Annotated in this window: 20 protein-coding genes; 5 read left to right on the top strand and 15 right to left on the bottom strand. The window is 47.5% G+C overall.

Annotated features, from left to right (window positions below; translation table 11 throughout):
- Positions 1-3: 3 nt before the first annotated feature.
- Positions 4-1,266 carry an MFS transporter gene (locus tag NSQ91_RS03220; RefSeq protein ID WP_076305527.1) on the bottom strand — a complete coding sequence of 421 codons (1,263 nt, stop codon included), beginning with the start codon at positions 1,264-1,266 and terminating at the stop codon, positions 4-6.
- A 150-nt stretch (positions 1,267-1,416) separates the two neighbouring features.
- Between NSQ91_RS03220 and NSQ91_RS03215 the strand changes: the two genes are divergently transcribed.
- The gene (locus NSQ91_RS03215; protein WP_076130530.1) at positions 1,417-2,358 is read left to right on the top strand and encodes a helix-turn-helix transcriptional regulator; all 942 of its coding nucleotides are present in this window, start codon (positions 1,417-1,419) and stop codon (positions 2,356-2,358) included.
- Between the two features lie 95 nt (positions 2,359-2,453).
- Positions 2,454-2,759 (top strand): zinc ribbon domain-containing protein, encoded by a 306-nt coding sequence (locus NSQ91_RS03210; protein WP_052096752.1) that lies wholly within the window; start codon positions 2,454-2,456, stop codon positions 2,757-2,759.
- Positions 2,760-2,843: 84 nt separating this feature from the next.
- Here the strand turns inward: NSQ91_RS03210 and NSQ91_RS03205 are convergent, their stop codons facing one another.
- The 4 genes from NSQ91_RS03205 to bcp all read right to left on the bottom strand — a co-directional run bounded on the left by NSQ91_RS03205 (position 2,844) and on the right by bcp (position 9,895).
- Positions 2,844-4,355, bottom strand: coding sequence for a DHA2 family efflux MFS transporter permease subunit (locus NSQ91_RS03205; protein WP_076106051.1), 1,512 nt, complete (start codon positions 4,353-4,355; stop codon positions 2,844-2,846).
- Positions 4,352-4,804: a MarR family winged helix-turn-helix transcriptional regulator gene (locus tag NSQ91_RS03200; RefSeq protein WP_340916369.1), complete on the bottom strand. Its 453-nt coding sequence runs from the start codon at positions 4,802-4,804 to the stop codon at positions 4,352-4,354. The genes NSQ91_RS03205 and NSQ91_RS03200 overlap by 4 nt, the downstream gene beginning before the upstream one ends.
- 216 nt (positions 4,805-5,020) lie before the next feature.
- On the bottom strand, positions 5,021-9,304 hold the full coding sequence (locus NSQ91_RS03195) for an acyl-CoA dehydratase activase-related protein (protein WP_340921391.1): 4,284 nt from the start codon (positions 9,302-9,304) through the stop codon (positions 5,021-5,023).
- Positions 9,305-9,427: 123 nt separating this feature from the next.
- Positions 9,428-9,895 (bottom strand): thioredoxin-dependent thiol peroxidase, encoded by a 468-nt coding sequence (gene bcp / locus NSQ91_RS03190; RefSeq protein ID WP_340916367.1) that lies wholly within the window; start codon positions 9,893-9,895, stop codon positions 9,428-9,430.
- Between the two features lie 105 nt (positions 9,896-10,000).
- On the opposite strand from bcp, the gene NSQ91_RS03185 reads away from it, so the two are divergent.
- A complete protein-coding gene (locus tag NSQ91_RS03185) occupies positions 10,001-11,047 on the top strand; it encodes an LCP family protein (RefSeq protein WP_076282484.1) in 1,047 nt (348 codons plus the stop codon).
- 124 nt (positions 11,048-11,171) lie between these two features.
- The gene (locus tag NSQ91_RS03180) at positions 11,172-12,488 is read left to right on the top strand and encodes a glutamate-1-semialdehyde 2,1-aminomutase (RefSeq protein ID WP_076307388.1); all 1,317 of its coding nucleotides are present in this window, start codon (positions 11,172-11,174) and stop codon (positions 12,486-12,488) included.
- 456 nt (positions 12,489-12,944) lie between these two features.
- Here the strand turns inward: NSQ91_RS03180 and NSQ91_RS03175 are convergent, their stop codons facing one another.
- The 9 genes from NSQ91_RS03175 to NSQ91_RS03135 form a co-directional block, all read right to left on the bottom strand.
- Positions 12,945-13,565, bottom strand: a complete 621-nt coding sequence (locus NSQ91_RS03175) for a hypothetical protein (protein WP_038568624.1) — start codon at positions 13,563-13,565, stop codon at positions 12,945-12,947.
- A gap of 168 nt (positions 13,566-13,733) precedes the next feature.
- Positions 13,734-14,285: a peptide deformylase gene (def, locus tag NSQ91_RS03170; RefSeq protein ID WP_076282520.1), complete on the bottom strand. Its 552-nt coding sequence runs from the start codon at positions 14,283-14,285 to the stop codon at positions 13,734-13,736.
- A 101-nt stretch (positions 14,286-14,386) separates the two neighbouring features.
- On the bottom strand, positions 14,387-15,679 hold the full coding sequence (locus NSQ91_RS03165; protein ID WP_340916365.1) for a stalk domain-containing protein: 1,293 nt from the start codon (positions 15,677-15,679) through the stop codon (positions 14,387-14,389).
- A gap of 95 nt (positions 15,680-15,774) precedes the next feature.
- Positions 15,775-16,041 carry a hypothetical protein gene (locus tag NSQ91_RS03160; protein WP_076130524.1) on the bottom strand — a complete coding sequence of 89 codons (267 nt, stop codon included), beginning with the start codon at positions 16,039-16,041 and terminating at the stop codon, positions 15,775-15,777.
- Positions 16,042-16,056: 15 nt separating this feature from the next.
- Positions 16,057-16,941 carry an inositol monophosphatase family protein gene (locus NSQ91_RS03155; protein ID WP_036679857.1) on the bottom strand — a complete coding sequence of 295 codons (885 nt, stop codon included), beginning with the start codon at positions 16,939-16,941 and terminating at the stop codon, positions 16,057-16,059.
- A gap of 268 nt (positions 16,942-17,209) precedes the next feature.
- On the bottom strand, positions 17,210-18,217 hold the full coding sequence (uvsE, locus tag NSQ91_RS03150) for a UV DNA damage repair endonuclease UvsE (protein WP_339246253.1): 1,008 nt from the start codon (positions 18,215-18,217) through the stop codon (positions 17,210-17,212).
- On the bottom strand, positions 18,214-18,531 hold the full coding sequence (locus NSQ91_RS03145; protein WP_036679853.1) for a hypothetical protein: 318 nt from the start codon (positions 18,529-18,531) through the stop codon (positions 18,214-18,216). Before NSQ91_RS03145 ends, uvsE begins: the two co-directional genes overlap by 4 nt.
- 45 nt (positions 18,532-18,576) lie before the next feature.
- Positions 18,577-19,668, bottom strand: coding sequence for a D-alanine--D-alanine ligase (locus tag NSQ91_RS03140; protein ID WP_076130522.1), 1,092 nt, complete (start codon positions 19,666-19,668; stop codon positions 18,577-18,579).
- A 20-nt stretch (positions 19,669-19,688) separates the two neighbouring features.
- Positions 19,689-20,720, bottom strand: coding sequence for an amidase domain-containing protein (locus tag NSQ91_RS03135; protein WP_445670796.1), 1,032 nt, complete (start codon positions 20,718-20,720; stop codon positions 19,689-19,691).
- 453 nt (positions 20,721-21,173) lie between these two features.
- Between NSQ91_RS03135 and acnA the strand changes: the two genes are divergently transcribed.
- On the top strand, positions 21,174-23,915 hold the full coding sequence (gene acnA / locus NSQ91_RS03130) for an aconitate hydratase AcnA (RefSeq protein WP_340916362.1): 2,742 nt from the start codon (positions 21,174-21,176) through the stop codon (positions 23,913-23,915).
- A 1,380-nt stretch (positions 23,916-25,295) separates the two neighbouring features.
- Here the strand turns inward: acnA and NSQ91_RS03125 are convergent.
- Positions 25,296-25,505 carry a hypothetical protein gene (locus NSQ91_RS03125; protein ID WP_340916359.1) on the bottom strand — a complete coding sequence of 70 codons (210 nt, stop codon included), beginning with the start codon at positions 25,503-25,505 and terminating at the stop codon, positions 25,296-25,298.
- Positions 25,506-25,577: the final 72 nt, after the last annotated feature.

The raw sequence follows: 25,577 nt of genomic DNA, 5'->3' as shown, positions 1-25,577 counted from the left end.
TTTTTAAGTGCGTTTTTTCTTGCTGCGTACCCCCGCGTATCCTGCGAGTAAAAGCGCAACTATGGCAAATCCCGCTCCCCCAGCAAACCCTACCATTCTTGGTTCCACCCCTTCTAATAGCCACCCTCCGAACAGCATAGATAATCCCAGCAGCGTATTTCCTACTGCAGACAGGAGTCCAAACACAAAGGGCTGCATAGCAGATGGGGTTTCCTGCATAACGAGCGTATCCAGACAGGCATTCCCCGTCCCCCCGGCAAATGACAGCAGGATGTATAACATAAATGCTGCCGCAAAATGATTGCTGACACTGATGCCCATCAGTAATACACCTTCTAGTAAAAGCCCTCCGATGGCTACAATCAGCAGCCCCTTTTTTAAATAACGTGAGGTAAAAAAACTAAGGCTAAGACCGATGCCAAGCGCCGCATAAAATGCCCCCACTCCAATATCCCCCGCGTGAAATACCTGTATCGCATAGACACTGATCAGTACATTATCCAGACCATTTAGCAACGGCACCAACAGCTCATAACCGAAAATGACCTGCAACGTTAAGCTTCCGCCAATTACCATTCCCAGAGCACGCAGCCGACCGTATTGTGCTTCTTTATCGGATTTTTCTAAGTCCCCCTCAGGAAAATATGTAGCCTTCTTAGCCACCGTCACCATTTCCGAATGTTGTGGAAAATCGATACCGTAAATTAACATCGCTGCGATTAAAAAAGACACTGCATTCATAATGAATGCTGCCTCCGGACCAAACCACATCGACACCACCCCTCCACTGAACGCTCCAAGGATCAGCACGCAGCCGCTCATTAACTGCTCTAGTCCGTTGACGGTCAGCAGAGAATCTTTGGTGACGAGCAAGGGGATAGTGGACTTACGAACAGGGCTGTAAATGGCTTCGCCCGCTGCCAGTAAAAAACTTGCCATATATAACAACCACAGCTTCTCCTCCCCATCCACCCATAAAAAGGCTAAGGCTACTGGGACCCTCAGCATATCTGTAGCTATCATGATATATTTGCGTGGAATTTTGCTGCTAAGTATGCCTCCAAGCGGGGCCAGAAATAAATAAGGAAACAGTCTCACACCTAACGAAATCCCTACCGCCATGCCTGATCCCGTCAACTGCAGAACCAGCGCTAGTACTGCAACGCTAGTAAAACGATCACCAATTCCATTGATCAAGCCGGCTGTGAACAATCGTGAATATCCCTTATGACTCCTAAACATCGCAACAGCTGAGTGATTATTCATAAAATAAACCTCATCTCATCTATTTATACATATATCTAATTAGATATTAATCGAATCATTAATTTATGACAATGCTTTATTTTCAAGGATTTGCTAAGATGAAATACAGCATTACTTCACGGAAATCTCCGGGAAAGAAGGAATTGTCTTTTGAAAATAGATCGATTGCTCTCTATCGTTATCCTGCTAATGAACCGCCGCCTAATTCAGGCGAAGGAGCTAGCCGATATGTTCGAGGTATCTGTGCGCACGATTTATCGTGATATTGAAAGCATTAATGGAGCCGGAATTCCTATCGTCACCTATCAGGGAGCGAACGGTGGGATCGGGCTTATGGAAGGATACCGGCTGGACCGCAATGTTTTGACGGATCGTGAGCTGGCGGATATTTTCACGGCTCTGCAGAGCGTCTCGTCTTATGGAGGAAATGAACATACTCTGCTCATGGAAAAAATCAGCAGCGTAATCCCGCCCTCCCAATCCGCCGCCTTCCGCAGCAAAACAACTCAGCTCATCATCGACTTCTCCCCATGGGGTCTTCAACGTATTCTGGAAGAAAAGCTTGCCACTCTAAAAGAAGCACTTGAGGAAAGCGTGACCGTAAACTTTGATTATGTGGATGCTGCGGGTCAGACAAGCCAGCGTTCGGTAGAGCCCTATACTTTAGTGCTAAAGGGGCAAGCATGGTACTTATATGGATTTTGTCTCAATCGTCAGGATTTCCGTCTATTTAAGCTGTTGCGCATGAAAGAGCTCGTTAAGAATACCCAAGTTTTTATTGCAAAAGATGTGGATGCAAGCGAGCTGCCTTGGAGCAACGAGTATCAGAGATCAACCGTAACAACAGCAACACCCATCGTTTTGCAGTTTAAGGCTGAAAGCAAACATCTAGCGGAAGAGCGGTTTGATTCTACCGAGCTACTGCCCGACGGTAATGGAGGTTACAAGGTTACCATCAACTATCCTGAGGATGGATGGCTGTATGGTTTCCTGCTAAGCTTCGGGATGCATGTAGAAATCTTAGAGCCACCGCATATTCGGCAAAAGCTGGGGCAGCTTGCAGCAGGCATAGCAGCAAAATATACAACCTAACAATAAACCTGACGGAATGCCGTCAGGTTTATTGTTCTATACTGAACTTAAAGCGGGCGCTCGAGAGCTTGCATACCTTTAAAGGAGTGTTAAATATGGGACATGAACATGTAGAGCAAGGAGATCTTAAAATTTGTCAAAGCTGTGGGATGCCAATGCCTACGGCGGAATTGCTTGGAACGGACCAGAATGGCAACAAGATCGAAGATTACTGCGTGTACTGCTATGAGAATGGCGCATTCAAACAGCCTAACATCACGTTGCAAGAAATGGCTGACATTTGTACAGGCTATATGGTCGAAGAAGGAATGGATGAGAATGTTGCCCGTAAACTTCTCGCGGAGCAGCTGCCACATCTGAAACGTTGGAGCGATCCTGCAGCTGTGTCTCCAGCTAACTAATAGCATCACAACAAAAGAAGCGCCCTACGGAACCATAACAGTTCGTAGGACGCTCCTTTTTCCATTCTTTGTTAACCCAGTTTTTTATTGATTGTCCTGCTGTGGCTGCACTTCTTCCGTCTTCAGGAAGTCTGGCTGCGGTGAAGTCTTTTTAATAAAGAAAGCCAATACCAAAGCAACTACAGTGATCCAGGTAGCAATGTTAAAGGCATGCGTAACCCCGCTAATTGTAGCCTCTTGCGTAAGCTTAAGCATCGCTGCTTTATCGTTTAACGAAACCGTTCCGCTCATAAGCGTATCAGTGATTGTGCTCTTCGTCTTATTGGTCATTAGACTGACGAACAACGCCATTCCCAGCGCGCCTCCGACCGTCCGCAACGTATTCGACATTGCTGTACCATGCGAGCTTAAACGCTGTGGAAGCTGGTTAAGTCCAGCCGTTACAATCGGCATCGATAACATCGACATGCCTAACATCCGAACCGTGTAAGTAATAATCATATGCGTATACGTCGTACTGTCTGTAAGCTGGCTGAATTGCCAGGTCGTAATTACTGTAATAATCAGGCCTACCACAGACAGCCATCTTGCCCCGATTTTATCAAATATAATCCCCGTGATTGGAGACATAATTCCCATTAGAATGGCTCCCGGCAACAGCATAAGACCAGACTCCATTGGCGTAAAGCCACGGATCGTCTGCAAATAAATCGGCAGCAAAATCATACCCGAATATAAAGCCATCGTAATGATGATATTGATTAATGTCGTGAGTGAATACATATTGTATCTGAAAATCCGGAACTCAAGCAGTGGTGTCTCAGCCTTAAGCTCTCTCCATACGAATAAAGCCAGTGCAATCACACCCACAATGAGGCAGGTAATGACTGTTGCACTTCCCCAACCATCGGTTCCAGCATCACTGAAGCCGTACAACAATCCCCCAAAACCAATGGTAGACAGGATAACACCCGTTTTATCCAGCTTCGGAGAGGTTGTTTGCCCTACATTTTGCATTGTTTTCATACCTAGCAAGGTAGAAAGAATAGCCAGCGGAAGAACGATAAAGAACAATACACGCCAAGAATAGTTCTGAACTACCCACCCTGACAACGTTGGACCTACAGCTGGAGCAAAAATCATGGCTACCGCCATTAGCCCCATCGCTTTCCCCCGCTCTTCAATTGGGAAGATGCGAAGAAACACAATATTCATTAACGGCATCAAAATCCCTGCGCCAACCGCCTGAATGACTCTGCCGACCATGATCATTTCAAAGCCTGTTCCGATTCCACAGACAAGTGTACCTAACGAAAAAAGTGACATCGCGGTGATGAATAGCTGGCGGGTCGTAAACTTTTCCACCAGAAACGCACTAATCGGTATCAGCACACCGTTCACGAGCATAAATCCCGTTGTTAGCCACTGTGCCGTATTCGTTGCGATTTTTAGATCGTCCATTATGCTCGGCAATGCCACATTAAGAAGTGTTTGGTTCAAAAGTGCGACAAATGCACCTATTAAGAGCGCCGCAATAATCGGTCCTCTACGTATTCCCTTAGTTGCCGCTGCAGCGTTACCTGTAATTGTACTCATAAATTCTGTTTGTCTCTCCCCTGCTCTAAGATCTGAATGATTTCGGTATGAATCCTAAGTAATTCGCCTGCATCCTCGGCAGGTATATTGGATAGTGGAAGTAAGTGTCTTCTGAGCGATTGCTTACTTCTTTCCCTGATCTCTCTGCCCTTTTCAGTAATCGCCAAGTTGTATATACGCCGATCTACCTCAGAGCGCTGTCTTGTGATAAAATCGGCTTTCACCATCCGGTCCACTACACCGCTCGCTGCACTGTTCCCCAAATGTAATAGCTCGGCAAGATCTGTAATGCCAATATCGGGATTTGCAGATATTTTGCGGAGAACCATCAACTGTGTTGGTGTGATGTCCAGCTCTTCAGCATCCTTCCACAGCAACTGCTGAAATGCATGGCTAATCCGGCGAAAAGAGGAGAATATATCATCTAATTGCTGCTCCTTATCTTCCAAATCTTCACCTCCAAAGAATTAATTAGTTAGACCATCTAATAGTTCGCATGCGTACTATTTTACACCTTAACTAAATTTCGGTCAATATTTTGCTGTAACTTTCTGAAAGTTAATTTTATATTGCAGGAAAAACATGAAAATCATACATAAGTGCACAAAGCATAAAAAAAGCGAACCAAGGTAGATCCTTGGCCCGCTTTTTCGTCTGAACAATGCTCAGGTTAAGCTGTATGAACTTTCAGGTAAAGTCTGCTGCTGAGGCTTATCCTGCAGTTTTAAATTAGATGGCTTAGTCTCTTCCTGGCTGCTGGCAATTGACATCATCAGCTTAATCCGATTCGCTTGGTTGACTACGCTAACTCCAGCATCATAGTCAATCGCCACGATATTTGCACCCGGATATAATTCCTTAAGACCTTTAATCATCCCACGCCCGGTGATATGGTTGGGCAGGCACGCGAACGGTTGAATACAGGCGATGTTGTTCACACCATTATCCAACAAATCCATCATTTCTGCGGTTAAAAACCAGCCCTCACCCATCTGATTCCCTACGGACACCAGTCGGCTGGCCTTCTCGGCAAGACCATAAATATTCTCCCGTCCTTTAGCCAGCCCCGCATCCTCAAGGGCAACCTTAATCGGCTTACGGTAAATTTCCAGATAAGAGATCAGCATGGGATTGATATAGCCGAGCCGTTTGCTTTTGCCGAATTGCTCAGCTTTGTAGATCGGATTATATACACAATAGAAAATGAAATCCAGGAAATCCGGCATTACCGCTTCCCCGCCCTCTGCCTCGATCATCTCTATAATGCGGTTATTAGCATCCGGATGAAATTTGATCAGGATCTCACCGACAATGCCTACTCTTGGTTTAGTAACACCTGTAACGGGCAGCTTGCAGAACTCTGCAACAATCTCACGAATCAGGCGTTTGTATTCTCGGAATGAAAAGTTGGATAAGCTTGCCTTGCAACGCTCCATCCCTTTGCGGAATAGAATTTCAGCACTTCCTGGAACAACCTCATGCGGCCTAAAGTGATTTAACATCCGCATCATAAGATCACCGTAACAAGCGGCAGCTATCAACCGATTCGCCAGCTTAAGACTGATACGGAAACCCGGCTGATTCTCCATCCCTGAAGCGTTGAGTGAAATCACCGGAATTTGTTCAAGGTCTGAATCCTTTAAGGCTTTGCGCAGCAAAGAAATATAATTCGTAGCCCGGCAGCCGCCACCCGTCTGTGACATAATCACAGCAGTACGATCCGGATCGTATTCCCCACTTTTCAGCGCCGACAGAATCTGGCCAATCGTCACAATTGCCGGATAACACGCATCATTATTAACGTATCTCAGACCTTCTTCTGTCTCTTCGGGTCCGGTCGTCTCAAGTATCTTCAGGCGGTATCCGGCATCGCGAAACACCTGCTCAAACAATTCAAAATGAATAGGCGACATCTGTGGCGCAAGAATGGTATAGGTCTCTTTCATTTCCTTTGTAAATAACACATTAGCCTGCACTTTTGGCGGCTTTTGCGGCACTACCTTACCTTTTTCACGCTCACGCATTGCCGCCAGCAATGAACGAAGCCGAATGCGCGCTGCACCAAGATTGCTGATCTCATCGATTTTGATCAATGTATATACCTTGTTATGTCTTTCCATAATATCCTGTACGGCATCACAAGTGATCGCATCGATCCCACAGCCGAAGGAAGTCAATTGAACAAGCTCCAGATCCGAGCGGACTGCAGCAAGGCGGGCTGCACGGTACATCCGGGCATGGTAGGTCCACTGATTAACAACAGCCACATCCCCTTCGCTGTGGTCCAGATGGCAGACAGAATCTTCTGTCAGCACGGCGAGTCCCATCCCGGTTATCATATCCGCTATCCCGTGATTAATCTCAGGATCGGCATGATAAGGGTGCCCACAGAGCAGGATTCCTTTGGTTCCAGTATCAGCTAGGTACACAAGGGTCTCTTCCCCTTTGGTACGCACATCACCTTTGGCGTTATCAGCCTCTGTAAGTCCCGCTTGCACCGCGGACGCAATCTCTTCTCGCGGAATGCTGGTAAATGTCTTCACCAGCCCTTTGGTCAGCGCAGAAATATCATCGAAGGTCAGGAATGGACTGACAAGCTTGATTCCATTGTCCTTTAACCCATCCATATTGTTGCGAATGACTTCGGGATAAGAGGCGACTACTGGACAATTGAAGTGGTTATCCGCAGCTTCATCTTCTTTTTTCTCATACACCACCGCTGGATAAAAAATAAAATCGACACCTTTACCGATCAGGCTTTGCACATGTCCATGCGCCATCTTCGCAGGATAACATATCGATTCTGAAGGAATCGTATCCATGCCGCTTTCGAAGAGCTTCTTGCTTGATTTAGGGGAGAGAATCACCCGATAGCCCAGTTTGGTGAAAAAAGTGTGCCAGAACGGGTAATTCTCAAACATATTCATGGTACGCGGAATCCCGACGGTCCCCCGCCATGCCCCTGTTTCCGGTAAACTCTCGTACTCAAAAAACCGTTCATATTTATACTGCATCAGATTCGGCAGGACATTTTTCTCTTTTTTGACTCCTGCGCCGCGTTCGCAGCGATTGCCGGTCACATAAAAGCTCTTATCCGGAAAACGACTGATCGTCAGCGCACAGTTATTCCCACAGCGGCCACAGCGGCCTGAGGAGACCTCATATTTAAAGCTGGCAAGCTCCTCTGCTCCAAGCAGCGTACTGGATCCGTTAACCCCTGCTTGCTCACGCGCAATCAGTGCACAGCCGTAAGCTCCCATTACGCCAGCTATATCCGGTCTAACCACCGTCCGCCCCGTCAAGGACTCAAAGGCGCGCAATACAGCTTCATTATAGAAGGTACCGCCCTGAACGATGATATTTCGCCCTAAGTCCTCCGGATTGCGGATTTTAATTACCTTTTGCAGAGCATTCTTGATCACAGAGTAGGCAAGACCCGCCGATAAATCCGCTAATGATGCGCCCTCCTTCTGAACCTGCTTGACCTTAGAGTTCATGAACACCGTGCAGCGCGAGCCCAAATTAACAGGCTGAGTCGCTTCGAGTGCAGTTTTGGCAAATTCCTCGATCCCAAGTCCGAGGGCAGAGGCAAAGCTCTCCAGAAAAGAGCCACAACCGGCTGAACAAGCTTCATTGAGCATAAGGCTGTCGATAGCACCGCCACGGATTTTGATGCACTTCATGTCCTGCCCACCGATATCCAGTATGAAATCTACTTCTGGCATGAACTTGGAAGCTGCCTTATAGTGTGCAACAGTCTCTACTTCTCCGCCATCTGTCCGCAGAGCGGCCTTGATTAACCCCTCACCGTACCCTGTCACATATGATCCTGCGATATGGCAGCCTTCAGGCAGAACCCGGTAGATCTCCTTCAGTGCATCGCTGACCGAATGCAGCGGGTTGCCTTTGTTGCTGCCATAAAAGGTATAGAGAATTTCGTCAGCCGAACCGGTTAACACGAGTTTAGTTGTGGTTGAGCCGGCATCAATTCCTAGATAACAAGGTCCACGATATAAGGCTAAATCTGATCTCGCTGCAGAGGCTTTGCCGTGACGAAGCCGAAATTCTGCAAGCTCAGCGGCATTCTCAAAAAGCGGAGGCAATTCAGCATCCGCAGCTCGATCCGCAGTAAAATCAACCGCCGCAATTCGCGTGATCCAGCTTGAAAGTGGCAATACGACTGGATCAGCTTCGGAGAGCGCAGCTCCAATCGCCACGAAATACTGTGAGCGTTCCGGGAACAGGATATCCTCCTCCGCCAGCTCCAGCGTTTCCGCAAAACGCTGCCGCAAGGCAGGCAGGAAGGTCAGCGGGCCGCCAAGAAAAGCCACCCGTCCTCGAATCGGACGTCCACAAGCAAGACCGCTAATCGTCTGATTAACGATACTCTGAAAGATCGAAGCCGCCACATCCTCCCGGCGTGCTCCTTCATTAAGCAGCGGCTGTACATCGCTTTTGGCAAAGACACCACAGCGTGAAGCTATGGGATAGATTCGCTCATGCTTCTCCGCCAAAACATTTAAGCCTGCCGGATCGGTCTGCAGCAGCGCTGCCATCTGATCGATGAACGCTCCCGTTCCACCCGCGCAGGCTGTATTCATACGCTGCTCAATGCCGCCCCGAAGATATATTATCTTAGCGTCCTCTCCACCCAGTTCAATCGCCGTGTCACATTCCGGGATCAGCGCACTGATCGCCTTCGTACAGGCAATCACCTCCTGAATAAAGGGAACTCCACCTAATTTGGATAAAGACAACCCCGAGGAACCGCTTACAGTAAGCCTAGCTCCCCTCTCTGGGAATCTGTCGCGTACATCAGACAGAAGAGAGAGGGCCGCTTTTTTAATATCGCTATAATGTCTTACATAGTCTTGATAAACAATGATGTCCCGCTCTATGACAACTAATTTAGCAGTAGTTGATCCGATATCAAGCCCAATATGCAGCATTATCACTCCACCACCTCTTCTTGCTCCAAATTTGAAGCAATTATGAGGAAACTATATCATGACAACACCTTATATAAGCTGTTAAAAATGTAATAGACATCTATAAAAAGTAATTAGTAAAATTTATGATTCGCTTATTCCTGCTATCGTGTTTGCGACATGCCCTTTTACCCGTACCTTCCGCCATTCTTCCACTAATATCCCCTGCTCATCAATCAGAAAAGTAGATCGCACAATTCCCATAAATTCTTTGCCGTAAAGTTTCTTGAGCTGCCATACGCCGAACATTTCACTTACCTTATGATCCTCATCAGACAGCAGTGGAAAGGGCAAACTATGCTTCTCTGTAAATTTAGCGTGTGAGGCCAAAGAGTCCAGACTAATGCCCAGAACAACCGCACCCACCGCCGTGATTTGATCAAAAGCATCACGAAATTCGCAGGCCTCCTGCGTGCAGGCTGGTGTCATATTTTTAGGGTAAAAATATAAGATGACCTTTCGGCCCAAGAAATCACTCAAACTAACCTCATGCCCATTGGAAGAGGGAAGGGTGAAATTGGGTACTTTTTGTCCAATAGCTACTTCGATCAAGATATATCCACTCCTTCTTAAGATTGGGGAATTATTCCTAAATTGCACGTATCCCCAAAAGAAATTATAATGTAGTCAACGTGAATGCGAAAGGAAGAACGAGAAATGCCACCTAGAAAGAAAAGGCACGCAAAGACTGGTAAGTCAAAAAAGAAACCGCTGCTTTGGACGCTGGCCATTATACTCCTCCTTATTATCGGTGGGGCCATTTTCTACATTACAACCATTTACAATGAGCTTGGTAGCATGTCGAATACTGAAGATTCACCTTTTCAAAATGCAGAGACCGTTGATGTCGATACCCCTGAGCCTCCTAAGTGGGAAGGTACAGAGCCTGTTAATATCCTATTAATGGGTGTAGATGCCCGAGGTGTGAAGAAAGGGGAAATCCCCCGTTCAGATACAATGCTCGTCGCTTCTCTTGACCCTGTGAAGAAGAAAATCAGTGTATTTTCAATACTGAGAGATACGTACGTTCCGATTCCAGATCATGGCGAGAAACGTATTAATACAGCGATTATTTATGGACCTAATACTGCGATGCAGACCGTCAGCGATCTGCTCGGTATCCCAATTCAATATTATGTCTACACGGACTTCCAAGGATTCATCAAGCTGGTTGATGCCGTTGGGGGTGTGGATTATGAAGTCGAAAAAGATATGGTCTACAAAACCGTTGCAGACGGTCCGGAATATGATATTGATCTAAAAAAAGGATATCAGCATCTTGACGGCAACATGGCGCTACAATATGTTCGCTTTCGGCATGACGCTACCTCCGATTTCACTCGAACCGAGCGCCAACGCGGTTTTCTCAAGGCTGTGGCTGATAAGTTGATCAGCACCACCTCCATTGTCAAGCTGCCAAATATCCTGTCGCAGGTTACGCCTTATATTGAAACCAATATGTCAGTTAATGATATGTGGAAGCTGGCAAGCGTAGGGTATAATAGCAGTATGGGTGGCAGTGAGCAAATTCCGCCAATGGATCTGCTCACTGAGGAGACTACAAGTGACGGATCACAGGTTATCGGAATTCGTAGCGAAAAGAAGCTAAAAGAATTTATACAGGATACCATAAATGGTCCTGAGCCAACACCAACCCCTACATCGGAGAACACCTCCAATAGCAGTTCTGCCGGGACCCATTAAGGGCCTGACAAGCAAAGTTCACATGTACACAAAGCTGTGACTTGGTATAATACGGGCGGACAACGGAAAACACCGTTGTTCGCCCGTTCCCTTGAGCACCAACAATCGAAAGGATGATCACATTATGAATCGTTCCACATCTGAACAACTTTATCACGAAGCCCTCCAGCATATCGTTGGAGGTGTAAATAGCCCTTCCCGCTCCTTCAAAGCCGTTGGCGGCGGAGCACCTGTATTTATGAAACGCGCCAGTGGATCTCACTTCTGGGATGAAGACGGCAATGAATATATCGATTATCTCCAAGCCTATGGACCGATCATTACCGGCCATGCCCACCCTCATATTACCAAAGCAATTACTACAGCAGCAGAAAATGGTGTTCTTTACGGAACCCCAACCCAGCTCGAAATTAAACTTGCTAAAATGCTAAAAGAAGCCATTCCATCTATGGATAAAGTACGTTTCGTCAATTCCGGAACCGAAGCGGTTATGACAACGATTCGTGTAGCCCGTGCCTATACAAAACGCAGCAAAATCGTAAAATTCGCTGGCTGTTACCACGGCCACTCTGATCTGGTGCTTGTAGCAGCAGGATCCGGACCTTCTACACTTGGCATTCCAGATAGTGCCGGTGTTCCAAGCAGTATCGCCCAGGAGGTAATCACCGTTCCCTTTAATGATCTGGACAGCCTGAAAGAGGCGCTGGAGAAATGGGGCGAAGATGTCGCAGCTGTTATGGTTGAACCGATTGTGGGGAATTTCGGCATGGTGATGCCTAAGCCTGGTTTCCTCGAAGGACTTTGCAAGCTGGCTCACGATAATGGCTCCCTTGTTATTTATGACGAAGTCATTACTGCCTTCCGCTTCCATTATGGTTCTACACAAACCTATGCGGGGCTGGATAATCATGAGGACATTACTCCTGACCTTACTGCACTTGGCAAAATCATCGGTGGCGGCCTGCCTATCGGCGCTTACGGCGGCCGCAAGCATGTTATGGAACAGGTAGCTCCACTTGGACCGGCATATCAAGCCGGCACAATGGCGGGCAATCCTGCGTCTATCTCTGCAGGGATTGCTTGTTTAGAGGTTCTGAGTGCAGAGGGTGTATACGAAGAAATGGATCGGCTTGCAATCCGCCTCGCCGATGGACTTAAAGCATCTGCAGACCGTCATGGCATTCCACTGACAATCAACCGCATCCGTGGTTCGTTCTCCACTCATTTCTGTAATCATCCGGTTACGAATTATGACGAGGCTCAGGATACAGACGGCGAATTGTTCGCCAGCTTCTTCCGGCATATGCTGAACCGTGGCATTAACCTTGCCCCTTCGAAATACGAAGCTTGGTTCCTGACCACAGCACATACTGATGCAGATATTGATGCTACACTTATCGCAGCTGAAGAATCCTTCCGCGCTATGGCGGCTGAGAAATAAGAATGGATTATGAAACGCAGTGCTCTATAAGCTGAATAATAGCTGCATAGATTAAGGGGCTGTCCCAGTCCCATAAACCGCAAATGTTAAAAGAGCAGCGATTCTCCTATATTGGAGGATCGCTGCTCTACATTTTTACTCATCCACGGTCTGCCTCTGTAGCTTGTGGCAAGCTTAAGCCAGCCGATCTCAAGCGTCAATTTCTCTAGGCTACGTAACAGGTATCGCCAGACCTTCCCGGAGTTTAGTACAAGGGTTAGGGAGCTTGAATAGATAATTAGGGAAACCCTCCCTATAATTTAGCTGATTTAGCGGAAAACAAAGAACTTACATCATTTTTTAGGGAGGAAATCCCTAATTCTGTTCATTTACAGAGAATATAGGTTGATAGTGACCACTTTTATCTACGGATTTCATCCGCTAACAGCGTTTGGAAGTCCAAATATTCTACTGCTCTCATGTAAAATCCACCTGCTTGTCCAACGTAATCTCAGTCATTAACGGTCTTAACATTTGCTCGCTCCCAGGTACTAGTGAAAACTCTACACCCTCCAGATGCTCCGGCAGCGTTGGGGCGACCAAGAATTGCATTTGTGTATGCGCTCCACCTCCATGACCACCATGCGGCTGCACTTCATATTCATTCTCACCCGCCACTTCAAGCGTTAAAGCCGTTCGAAGATGGATATGTCCTACAGCTTCTTTTAAATATTTGATTTCCACAGTAACTATGCTGAAGGCTTCATACTGCATAGCATGCGTAAGTATATACTCGCATTCTTCAACGACCGTCCGCTTCACAATCGGAAGCACTCCCAGCAATAAACCAGGCTCTTCCCAATATTGTCTTCTGGGTACAGTTTCATTCATAAGATGCAAATGCTGCACAATCTGAGTAGTGTTCATCTCGAATCTAGTTACCCATTCCTCAAGTAGCTTACTATCAGGGGATAATCGTTTCTTGCCTGTTATAGCTTTACGTTCCTGAATCAGACTCAAAATCTGCTCATCAATCTTTTTAACCTCATCATTGTATTCGTTGGCGAATCCTCTAATTGGCATTCTGCTCCAGTTCATTTAAGGTCCTCCTCTTATTACTAATTTAAATCTATTAATTGTAAGGGTACATCCTTCCGATTGATTTGTAAAATATTTGAAATATCATAATCTTGCCGATAGGTAAAAAAAAGCGACCATCAGCTTTACGCTGTAAGGTCGCCCGCTTTTTAATTCAGAGTTACTCTCCTACTCATATAAGTTCCGGATCTCCACGCCCTGAGGCAGCTTAAACGGATTCTCCTTGTTAATTCGGTCATAGAACATAATCCCATCGAGATGATCTATTTCATGCTGGATGATGATAGCTTGGTAGCCCTTAAATTTAAGGATAACCTCCTTGCCCTCCAGATCATAACCCTTCACCTTCACGGTTTCATACCGAGGTACAAAGCCATGCACGGGACGATCAACGGACAGACAGCCCTCGCTTTCTGGTAAGTACACCATAGACAAGGAGTGGCTTATGATCTTAGGGTTAACCCAAGCATGCTCTACAGCCCGCCCTCTCTCGTCTGTAAGATACATCGCGAACATACGCTTCTCCAGTCCGATTTGATTCGCCGACAGACCTACGCCAGAGCGCAGCTTATATTCTTCGGAAATCTCCGGGTCCTGACTGTTCTTCAGAAATTGAAGCATACATTGCAAAGCCTCACGATCTTCCGCCTGTAATGGAAGCTCCACTGGTTGCGCTACGGTACGAAGTACGGGATGACCCTCCCGCACTATATCATCCATGGTGATGATATATTCAGCATTATATTTTGAACTAGACAATATTCCATCCACCTTTTCCTTACGGGCTTAATTTAATTTCTTATGATGTATAGTATGCAGCTTTATGGATTTATGAAAGCAGTTCGCAGTTTGCTGCTGTAATTAACATCGAATCCAAGTCCTGTCGCCAAAGCGGCAAGGGGTAAGTAGGTTTTGTCCTCCTTGCCTACCTTTTGCAGAAAAGCTGGAGTATCAATAGCCACGTTCTCTCCATTCACCTTAATAAATTTCGAGCCAATGGTGATCACAACAGTTCTTCCACCATACACGATGGTAGCGCTGGAGGTTTTGTTATCCCACTTCCCGCTTGCGCCCACGGCATTTAGAATATCTTTTAGCGCCAAAAAGTTCTGCCCATTTTTAAGGATAGGCTTATTGGGTGTATTCAACTCCACGCCCTTCACTACAATCGACATCGGTACCGATGCAGTAGCCATTGTAGCTACACTAGGAACGCGATACTCTCCCCATTGTAACTCCGCAAAGACCTTAGCAATAGTCTCGTATCCAAGCTGCGTCGGGTGAAAATCAGTTTGCCCTGCTCCAATAATATGTGTCAGCGAGCCTTCTACCCCGGCAAACTTTGCCGCAACATGAGCTACAAGCACCTTCGCTCCCTCTTGGTTCACGCTTGCAGCTACACTATCCGCTGCTTCCGTAAATTTGCCCGCTGCCGTCATTAATCTGTTGTACATTTGACCAAGCGCAACCTTAGGGGCAGGCTGATATTGATCGGCCAGTATAATCGTCGTTTGCGGACTTACCGCACGAATATTCTCCAGCAATGCCTTCACATTTGTTTGATAATCCGCTAGCCGCTGGTCCAGCTGTGTTTGGAAATCCGCATCCGTCAGCTCCTTGAACTGCAAGAACAGACTGCTTACATCATTCCCGCCAATCGTAATGGTAATCAGATCAGCTTCCTTAAGCTCTGCTGCGATCTGCGGAGTTAGCTTCACGAACTGCTCTATTCGTGGATCTGGGAGACCTGCCTGAACTCCTTCAGCAGTAATCACTGAACCATCCTTGATCGCTCCTGTGTAATTACGTAATCCGGCTGTAGTCAGCCCTAGAATACCATAATTAGTAAGTGTACTTCTGCCATGATACCAGCCCTGCTCAAGCAATCTCTCCGCATAGCCGTATGGCTTAGTATTCACGTCCGTCATTCCTGGCTCGTAGCCAGCAGTAATGGAATCACCTAGAGCTACGATGCGAAAGACATCTTGCCCAGAGTCTTGTATCGCAGTCGTGTCAGCCGCATTTGCCGTGCCTGCTCCTACGCTAATCAGCGCAGATAACAAAAGCAGGCTGCTTATGCCAGCTGCCCAAATTTTTTTCCAATTGCCTAGCATCGTATCCCTCCCAAATTGTTCTAATTCCATTCTACCATCCAGGATAGCAACGCAAAAGAGCGGCCTCCTATATTCAGGAAACCGCCCCTCGCAAATCACTGGCTATTATTGTCTGAATCTTCATCTGACTCTAACTTCTGCCCTGCACGCTCCAGATATTTATCATAACGGTCATCCAGCTCATATCCAATCTTACGATAACGTAATGTTTCTTCCACAATAGGATCGAGCGTAGTCTGAATACGAATTTCATATTTAGGTGAGATTTCCCGGATTTCCTTAGCCGTACGATCGCCTTGTTCCATCTCACCATCTACCAACATTTCGCTCAGCTTGCGTTCCAAATCATCCTTCTCACTCATGCTGTATCGTCCTCCCTAAAGCTTATATCCTGTTGCTTCAGCATTCTTCAGTGACGAAACCAAATATTCGTGAATGTGGCCATTACTTGCTACTACATGGCGTGTACCAATATCATATGAACGTCCTAGGGTATCCGTAATCTTGCCTCCTGATTCAAGTACAAGCAGTACTCCTGCTGCACAGTCCCAAGGGCTTAAGCCCACTTCCCAATAGCCATCTACACGGCCTGCCGCCACATAAGCTAAATGTAGAGCAGCCGCGCCTCCGGCACGAATACCACGAATCTGCGGAAGAATACTTTGCAGTCCGGCCATATTCACAGGTTGTGCAAACTCACGATCCGGCGGAAAGCCCATAGCAATCAGGCTGTCCCCAAAATCAGTCTCCGTAGAGACCGAGGTAGGAACACCGTGCATGTAAGCTCCCTTTCCTTTTTCAGCGACGAACATTTCATCACGAGTCGGATCATAAATAACGCCTACAGTTAGTTCACCGCGAATCACCAATGCTATGGAGACACAGTAAAAAGGAAATCCGTGTACGAAATTAGTCGTACCATCTACAGGATCTACAATCCACAAATATTCATGCTCACGAGCTTCTTCCAATGCAGCGGTAGCCGCTGCTGCTCCTGGCGAAACCCCTTCTTCCCCGAGAATGGCATGGTCGGGAAAATGTGTCAGGATCAGCCTGCGAATCATTTGCTCAACGCCTTTATCAACTTCCGTAACCAGATCTTGTGCTGAAGTTTTTGTATTCAGCTCCTTCACGAGACCCTGTCTGCTCTTTATCCATTCTCCTGCTTTGGCAGCCGCATTAATGGCCACCGCCGTATGTCCCTTGCTTGTTACTACATAGGGTTCACGTTCATTCTTACCCTCTGGATTTAAAGGACTCATATCTTCACTCCACTTTCTTGAACATAATCGCCAATGGCTTTAATTCTAAAGCAATCCTATTCACAATACCGTGCAATACGTCAAAACGTTCCCCAAGTTCCCAAAGTTCCGCCAAAAGAGGACCCAATTCTCATCTGCGAGCATAAATGCCCCAGGTCCATATAAAGACGATAAGCGATTAAAGTTTCATTCAACGTACCCTATTTCAAGTTACATATCAAGTCATGATAGGACCCGTATTCGGGACCTATCTCCTTATTTTCATTGTTTAAGGTTCAATATTCACGCTTGCCCCATTTAATAAGGAAATTCCGTTACCAGCCTCAGCCAGCTCCTTCATAGCCTCCATCAATCCAAATAACGCGCCATCTTTTAGTTTCGCCTCAATCATAACATCGACAGCAGGCGTATCTGCGGCAATACGTTTCAGAAAAGCCAGCAAAGGCGCAGGTTCCACGCCATCCGCATGGCTGCGCGGATCAGACGGGCTGCGCGGACTGGATACATGAATCTTAGGCGGCAAAAGCTCTCCAGAAGGAACGTCCTTCTGTGCTAGCTCGCTTTGCCATGTCTGCAAAATGTCAGGCCACAGCTCCCAAGGGAGCTCTCCTTCATTATTCACCCATTGGTGGTGAATATCCAGCACCATCGGTAATCCTACGCTCTGACTGACTGCCAGTGTCTCCGGAGCTGTAAATGTCTTATCGTCATTCTCCAGCGTTATACGCTCCTGCAGCGCTGCCGGCAGCGCGCGGAAATGCTCCTCGAATCGCTTCGCCGCTACAGGCTTGTCCCCATAAGCTCCGCCAATATGGATATTGTTCTTCGCCATGGCAGGAAGCCCCATAGCAACCAGCATGTCCACATGGTACTGCAAATCCCGTACGGAGTTTATCAGCACCTCCGGACGGGGTGTACTAAGTACTGTAAAGTGATCTGGATGAAAAGAAACGCGCAGCCCGTGCTTTTTCACATATTGGCCCACTTCCGCAAATTCCTCGGCGAGCGCCGCAAACGGATTCCAGTCCTGCAAATCCGGATGCGTCGCCAAAGGAATGATTTTGGAAGTGAGGCGGTACACCATGATGTCCGAAGCCACATTATGCTTCATCAACCGCAGCGTATTATGCAGATTCATTCTAGCGATGTTCTCCAAACGCCGAAGTGCCGCTTCACGGTCATCCAGCTTCTTAAAAGAGGCCATCGTCATTGTCTTGGATGGGGAGCAGTCTTTGATAACGGTGGACATCGCTACATATCCGAAGCGGACAATCATCCCTGTGCTCCAAAAAACATTTCCTCAGCCAAAGCCGTCTGCACTCTGGACTCTTCTTCATTCAGCTTACGCACAAGCTCCATCTCGACCGCGGTAACCTCATGCCCTTGAAAATTAATCTCTGCAATCGAGGCTGAAATTTTGACAATGGCTACAGCTACATTTTCAGGGGTGTAAGCAATAACCTTTTGACCCGTCGGATACACACGAAAGCCTTGCTTCACCATTTTGGTGCGCCCATATTCCAGCAGCTCGTACAGCTCTTGTTCACTCTTGAATTTGCAGACGGAGTTGAATTCTGTTTGAAAACCCATGTTTCTTCTCTCCTTCCAGTCGGGATATTCCCGCTATAGCTTCTATTACTCGTTGTCGTACTTAAGACCTTGTTTAAAATTATAGCGCTCCAAGGCTAACTCAATCATTCGGTCTAACAGAGCTCTATAAGATACACCCGTCTCACGCCACAATAGCGGATACATGCTGTAAGGAGTGAAACCAGGCATCGTGTTCACTTCGTTAATTAGAATTTTACCATCCGATTTTCGCAAGAAGAAGTCTGCCCGGGTAATTCCACTGCCCTCAATCGCTCGAAAAGCAACTATCGCGGACTCCCGCAAACGATCGGCCACTTCAGAATCCACTGGTGCAGGAATCATCATTTGCGATTTGCCGTCCGTATATTTGGCTGCGTAATCATAATATTCACCAGAAGAAACGATTTCACCCGGAACAGAGGCTTCTGGTTCATCATTTCCAAGCACGCCAACCTCTACCTCACGCGCATCCACAAACTCCTCAATAATAACTTTGGTATCATAGCGGAAAGCAAAATCAATGGCTTTTACAAGACTATCCTTATCGGCAGCCTTAGAAATACCTACACTTGAGCCTAGATTGGCAGGCTTCACGAATACCGGATATCCCAGTTTATCCTCTACACCAACAATCAACTCATGACGTTTTCTTTTCCAAGCGCTGATGTTGAAATAACAAAACTCGCATTGATCCAGACCGGCATCAGCGAACAGCTTCTTCATGACCACCTTATCCATACCTGCCGAAGAGGCAAGAACACCAGCACCGATATAAGGAATATTCGCCATTTCGAACAACCCTTGAATCGTTCCGTCCTCACCATACGTGCCGTGCAACAGCGGGAACATTACGTCCACTGTTTGGTCAGCACCCGATAATCCACTAAATACCACGTTCAGGGCTGTGCCCATATCTTCGGTCGCTTCTGCAAGCTTGAGCTGCTCCACTTGGCTGTAAGGAGCTGATAACTTCTCTCCAACCTTCCACAATCCCTGTTTTGAAATGTAAAAAGGTATAATCTCATATTTATCATAATCAAATGAGTTCATCACGGCAAAAGCCGTCTGTAGCGATACCTCATGTTCTCCTGATTTGCCCCCGTACACCAGCCCTACGGTTAGTTTTGCGTTCCCCATTCCCTTAACCTCTTTCTGTACTATAAGTAGTCGTTAATATGAAAAAAACGGTATTTCGTTTGATCAGTCCATGCGTAGGAATCACGATAATCCCAATACCGATGACGGCTGCTAACGGTACGTGCATTCACAAGCGGCATGCCTCCTGCATCAAAAGCTGTGACGATTGTGCTGTGCTGATACTGCCCGTTGCCATCCCAGTCATATTGAATGATATCGCCCAGCATCAATTGCTCCGGCCGCTCCATGACTTCCGCACGCAAGCCACTGCTCCGACTTCCGCTCAAATAGCGTTGCAGACTGTCTGATACAGCCCAGCTATAGCTCCACCATTCTTGTTTGCCTTGGTAACCTTTGTACCACCAGCCCGTTTCTCTTTTACCAGTATAGTTGATAGGTGCTCCCCCTGCAAAGAGACATTGGGAGACATAATTTGTGCAATCCACCTCGAAGGTTTCGAACTCCGGATTGCCGTCTTTCCACCAGCGGTCGGCATACGCCACAGCTTCTTCACGGTTATAACGAACATCTCTTGAACCTGCAATTTCTCCGAGGACATTCCGGTTTAGCAGGGGCTGTGATGGCAGCGGTGCCGGCAAAGCCTCTCCCCATTTGGATAGTCTGCCCGATAGCTCTACCTCTGCCCGATGAACCGTATTTCTTTCAGGGACACTTCGTTCCACACCAGCAATCTCCCAGCCCCCACCGTCCCGTACAAAGGTCAGCCGCTCCAGCTCGATAATATCCTCGCGGTGGTTAACACCGCCTTTTTCATAATAAAGGGCACTATGCAGTGTAACCTCTGCTACTACCTCGGTCGGAGTCTGCCGGACGGTCCGCAAAGTCTTAACCCCTGTCTCTCCGCGCAAAGGAGTTATCCCACGTTCTTTATACCACTCCGCAAGACGTCTTGAACGCTCCCCTTGTTCTACCAGAAAACGCGGATCTTTAACGGATACGGAAACGGTATGCGATGATGACTTAGGCTCCACCCTGGCCTTATTCACTTGATCAACATATACATAAAGACTTTGCTTCCACTGTTGTTCCATTATACTCGCGCCCCTTCTTTCCCTTTTAACTGCTGTTCTATGTATATGAAAGGAAACAGGCCGCTATACAGATCGGTTGAATAGTTAAGGATGTTTCAGGCAAAAAATCTAACCCCAAGTCCGACATCTCAATCCAACATCGACAACGAGGACCCTATCACCTAATGACTGAGGAAGAGAAATTCAGTGTGTATTTCGCCTAATAATTAAGTAAAACCAAGGATTCCGGTGAATTCTTTCGTATTATCTCCTTTAAATGGCTCTTTTTGAGGTAAAAAGAATATCCCGAAACGATACAATATAACAATGGAAGGGTAGCTTGGCATTTTCTCAGGCATAATTCGGGCTTTAGATGTAGGAAAAAAAACTTTACTCCCCACTTTGTAACCGTTATAATTAAGCTAGAAGCAATTTGAAATTGGGTTTCATTAGACGAAACAAGGAGGCGCATATATGCCAAGCAAGGATCATTTTTCATTGGCTCGGACCCTGGAATCAGGCGGCAAATCTTATCGCTATTATGATCTGAAGTCCCTTGAGGAACAAGGATTGGGCTCTATTTCTTCCCTGCCTTTTTCGATCAAAGTCCTACTAGAGGCTGCTGTACGTCAGTTTGACGGACGGGCAATTACTGAAGAACATGTGAAACAACTGGCCGATTGGTCAGGTGACATTGACCGTAATAAAGAAATTCCATTTATCCCTGCTCGTATCGTGCTTCAGGATTTCACCGGAGTTCCGGTAGTCGTGGATCTCGCAGCTATGCGTGATACTGTAAAAAAAGCCGGAGGAGATCCTAAACAGATCAATCCGCTTGTCCCGGTTGACCTTGTAATTGACCACTCTGTCATGGTTGATGCTTTCGGTACAGCAGACGCCTTGGAATACAATATGAACGTTGAGTTCGAACGCAACGAGGAGCGTTACCGTTTCCTTCGTTGGGCACAGACAGCTTTTAACAACTTCCGTGCAGTTCCACCAGCAACAGGTATCGTGCACCAGGTAAATCTAGAGTATTTAGCTTCCGTTGCCACTACTAAAACTCTCGATGGTGAAACTGTCGTTTATCCAGATTCCCTTGTAGGAACGGATTCCCATACCACGATGATCAATGGTCTGGGTGTTGTGGGCTGGGGTGTAGGCGGTATTGAGGCTGAAGCAGGAATGCTTGGACAACCGCTCTATTTTGTTACACCTGATGTAGTGGGCTTCAAGCTTACAGGCAGCCTTATCGAAGGAGCTACAGCAACGGATTTGGCACTGACAGTAACTGAAATGTTGCGTAAAAAGGGTGTAGTCGGCAAATTCGTCGAATTCTACGGACCTGGCCTTGCTAACATCAGTCTGGCTGACCGGGCAACTGTTGCCAACATGGCGCCAGAATACGGAGCAACTATCGGTTTCTTCCCTGTAGATGACGAGACACTCGCTTATCTTCGCAGCACGGGCCGTCCGGATGATCTGGTGGCGTTGGTTGAATCTTATTACAAAGCACAAGGGATGTTCCGTACCTCGGATACGCCAGACCCTGAGTTCAGCGATGTGATTGAGCTTGACTTAGCTTCTGTCGTTCCTAGCTTGGCTGGACCAAAACGTCCACAAGACCGGATCGAACTTACGCATATGAAGGAAAATTTCGAAGGTATTATCCGTACACCTGTAGACAAAGGCGGTTATGGTCTCAGCGATGAGAAAATCGCTCAAGTCGTAGAAGTACAGCATAAAAATGATACTACCAGCAAGCTCAGCACAGGCGCAGTCGTAATCGCAGCTATTACTAGCTGTACGAATACTTCCAACCCTAGCGTTATGCTTGGAGCAGGTCTTTTGGCGAAAAAAGCTGTGGAACGTGGTCTGACCAAACCAGCTTACGTTAAGAGCAGCTTGACTCCAGGATCCTTGGTGGTTACTGAATACCTGCAAAAAGCAGACTTGCTGAAACCACTCGAAGCATTGGGCTTCTACTTGGCTGGTTATGGCTGTGCCACTTGTATCGGTAACTCCGGTCCATTGCCTGAAGAAGTTAGTCAAGCCATTACTGACAATGACATGACCGTAGCCGCAGTCATCTCCGGTAACCGGAACTTTGAAGGCCGCGTACATGCTCAGGTAAAAGCAAACTACTTGGCTTCACCGCCGCTCGTAGTTGCTTACGCACTGGCTGGTACAGTAAATATCGATTTGCAAACTGAGCCACTTGGATTTGATCCGCAAGGTGAGCCAGTATTCCTGAAAGATATCTGGCCAACCACTGCTGAAATTCGTGAAGCCATTGGTCTCTCCCTTAGTCCGGAGATGTTCCGTAGCAAATACGAAAATGTATTCACCGCTAACGAACGTTGGAATTCGATTCCTGTTCCGCAAGGCGAGCTGTATGAGTGGGATGATAATTCCACGTACATCCAGAATCCGCCATTCTTCGAACATCTGGCAGACGGTCTGGGAGACATTAAGGATATCAAAGATGCACGCGTTCTAGCGCTGCTTGCTGATTCCGTGACAACCGACCATATCTCACCAGCGGGTAATATCTCTACCTCTGGTCCTGCTGGCGAATATTTGCGCGATCATGGTGTAGAACGTGCAGACTTCAACTCCTACGGCTCACGCCGCGGAAACCACGAAGTCATGATGCGCGGTACGTTCGCTAACATTCGGATTCGTAACGCGGTAGCTCCTGGTACAGAAGGCGGCGTTACTACCTTCTTGCCAAGCGACGAGGTTATGTCCATCTATGATGCTTCCATGCTCTATCAGGATGCTGGACAAAATCTGATCGTCATCGCTGGTAAGGAGTATGGTACAGGAAGCTCTCGTGACTGGGCAGCTAAGGGTACGCTTCTGCTTGGCGTTAAAGCAGTTATCGCTGAGAGCTTTGAGCGGATTCACCGCAGCAATCTGGTCGGTATGGGTGTACTCCCACTTCAATTCCAAGAAGGCCACGGCTGGAGCAGCTTGGGACTGACCGGACGCGAGACCTTCAACATTACTGGTCTCGATAACAACGTGGCACCAAGTCAAGAGCTAACTGTCACGGCTACCCGTGAAGACGGCACACAATTCGATTTCCCTGTCATTGCACGACTCGACAGTACAGTCGATATTGATTACTATCGCAACGGCGGTATCCTGCAGACTGTTCTTCGCCAGATGCTGGCAGATGCTACAGACTCTTCCGCGGTGTCGGTAGAATAGATTTAAAGTAACTTAAAAAGGGACTGTTTCACGGCCATGAGTGGCTGTGAGCAGTCCCTTTTTTATGGAGTCGTTCCAGCAGCCAATTTGTGGCGGGTGGGGTGCCACTGTCTGTTGTCTTTGGGATCTTCACCATTGCTGCGTGAGGCTCAGGGGACATTTAGGATTCCGCGCGCCTCAGGGGACGCCTAGGATTCCATGCTATCGGACTCAGATGACTCTATTCGCTCGATTATCCGACTTTTGGCGCGCGATCGGACTCAGATGACTCTAAATGAACAAATTTACGAATTTTGGCGTGCGATCGGACTCCATAGACCCTATTGGCATGAAAAACACGCTACAGGAGCCCATTTTTGCCGAATAACTGCACTGGAGTCCGAAACTATGCCAAAATGGCTGTCAATTCGCAAATAGCGTCCCCTGAGTCCGCACGCCCCAGGGGACGCTTAGGATTCCGCGCGATCGGACTCAGATGACTCTATTCGCTCGATTATCCGACTTTTGGCGTGCGATTGGACTCCATAGTCGCTATTAGCATGAAAAACACGCTACAGGAGCCCGTTTTTGTCGAATAGCTGCACTGGGGTCCGAAACTACGCCAAACTGGCTGTCAATTCGCAAATAGCGTCCCCTGAGTCCGCACGTCTCAGGGGACGCTTAGAATTCGGCGCTATCGGACCCAGATGACCCTATACGCTCGATTATCCGACTTTTGGCGTGCGATCGGACTCCATAGACCCTATTGGCATGAAAAACACGCTACAGGAGCCCATTTTTGCCGAATAGCTGCACTGGGGTCCGAAACTACGCCAAACTGGCTGTCAATTCGCAAATAGCGTCCCCTGAGTCCGCACGCCCCAGGGGACGCTTAGGATTCCGCGCTATCGGACTCAGATGACTCTATACGCTCGATTATCCGACTTTTAGCGTGCGATCGGACTCCATAGACCCTATTGGCATGAAAAACACGCTACAGGAGCCCATTTTTGCCGAATAGCTGCACTGGGGTCCGAAACTCTGCCAAAAAGGCTTTAAATGGGCAAATAGCGTCTTCTGAGTCCGGAAGCCTCAGGGAATATCTAAATAACAACCCGAGATTACTTGTGTACGAGTTATGAGATACGTGGGTTCGTGGGTTCGTGGGTTCGCGGGTTCGCGGGTTCGCGGGTTCGCGGGTTCATGGATTTGTGAGTTCATTGGCTCGTGGGTTCGTTGGCTCGTGGGTTCGTTGGCTCGTGGGTTCGTTGGCTCGTAAGTTCGTTGGCTCGTAGGTTCGTGAGTTCACTGGCTCGTGAGTTCATTGGCTCGTGGGTTCGTGGGTTCGTGGGTTCGTGGGTTCGTGGGTTCGCGGGTTCGCGGGTTCGCGGATTTGTGAGTTCATTGGTTCGTAAGTTCATTAGTTCGTAGGTTCGTAGGTTCGTTGGCTCGTAGGTTCGTTGGCTCGCGGGTTCGTTGGCTTGTTGGCTCGTAGGTTCGTTGGCTCGTGGGTTCGTTGGCTCGTGGGTTCGTTGGCTCGTGGGTTCGTTGGCTCGTAGGATCGTTGGCTCGTAGGTTCATGGTGGGTTCTCTACCTTTCCGTCTTTCCATCCTCCCGCCCCTCCGTCCCTCTGCCTATCTAGATTCTGGGTTCTAACTCTCCAGACTCAGCATTACGAGTTA

The sequence above is a fragment of the Paenibacillus sp. FSL R7-0048 genome, assembly GCF_038004505.1.
Taxonomy (GTDB): domain Bacteria; phylum Bacillota; class Bacilli; order Paenibacillales; family Paenibacillaceae; genus Paenibacillus_AQ; species Paenibacillus_AQ odorifer.
Note: the sequence above shows the minus strand (reverse complement) of the source record. Positions and strands in the feature narration are given on the sequence as shown.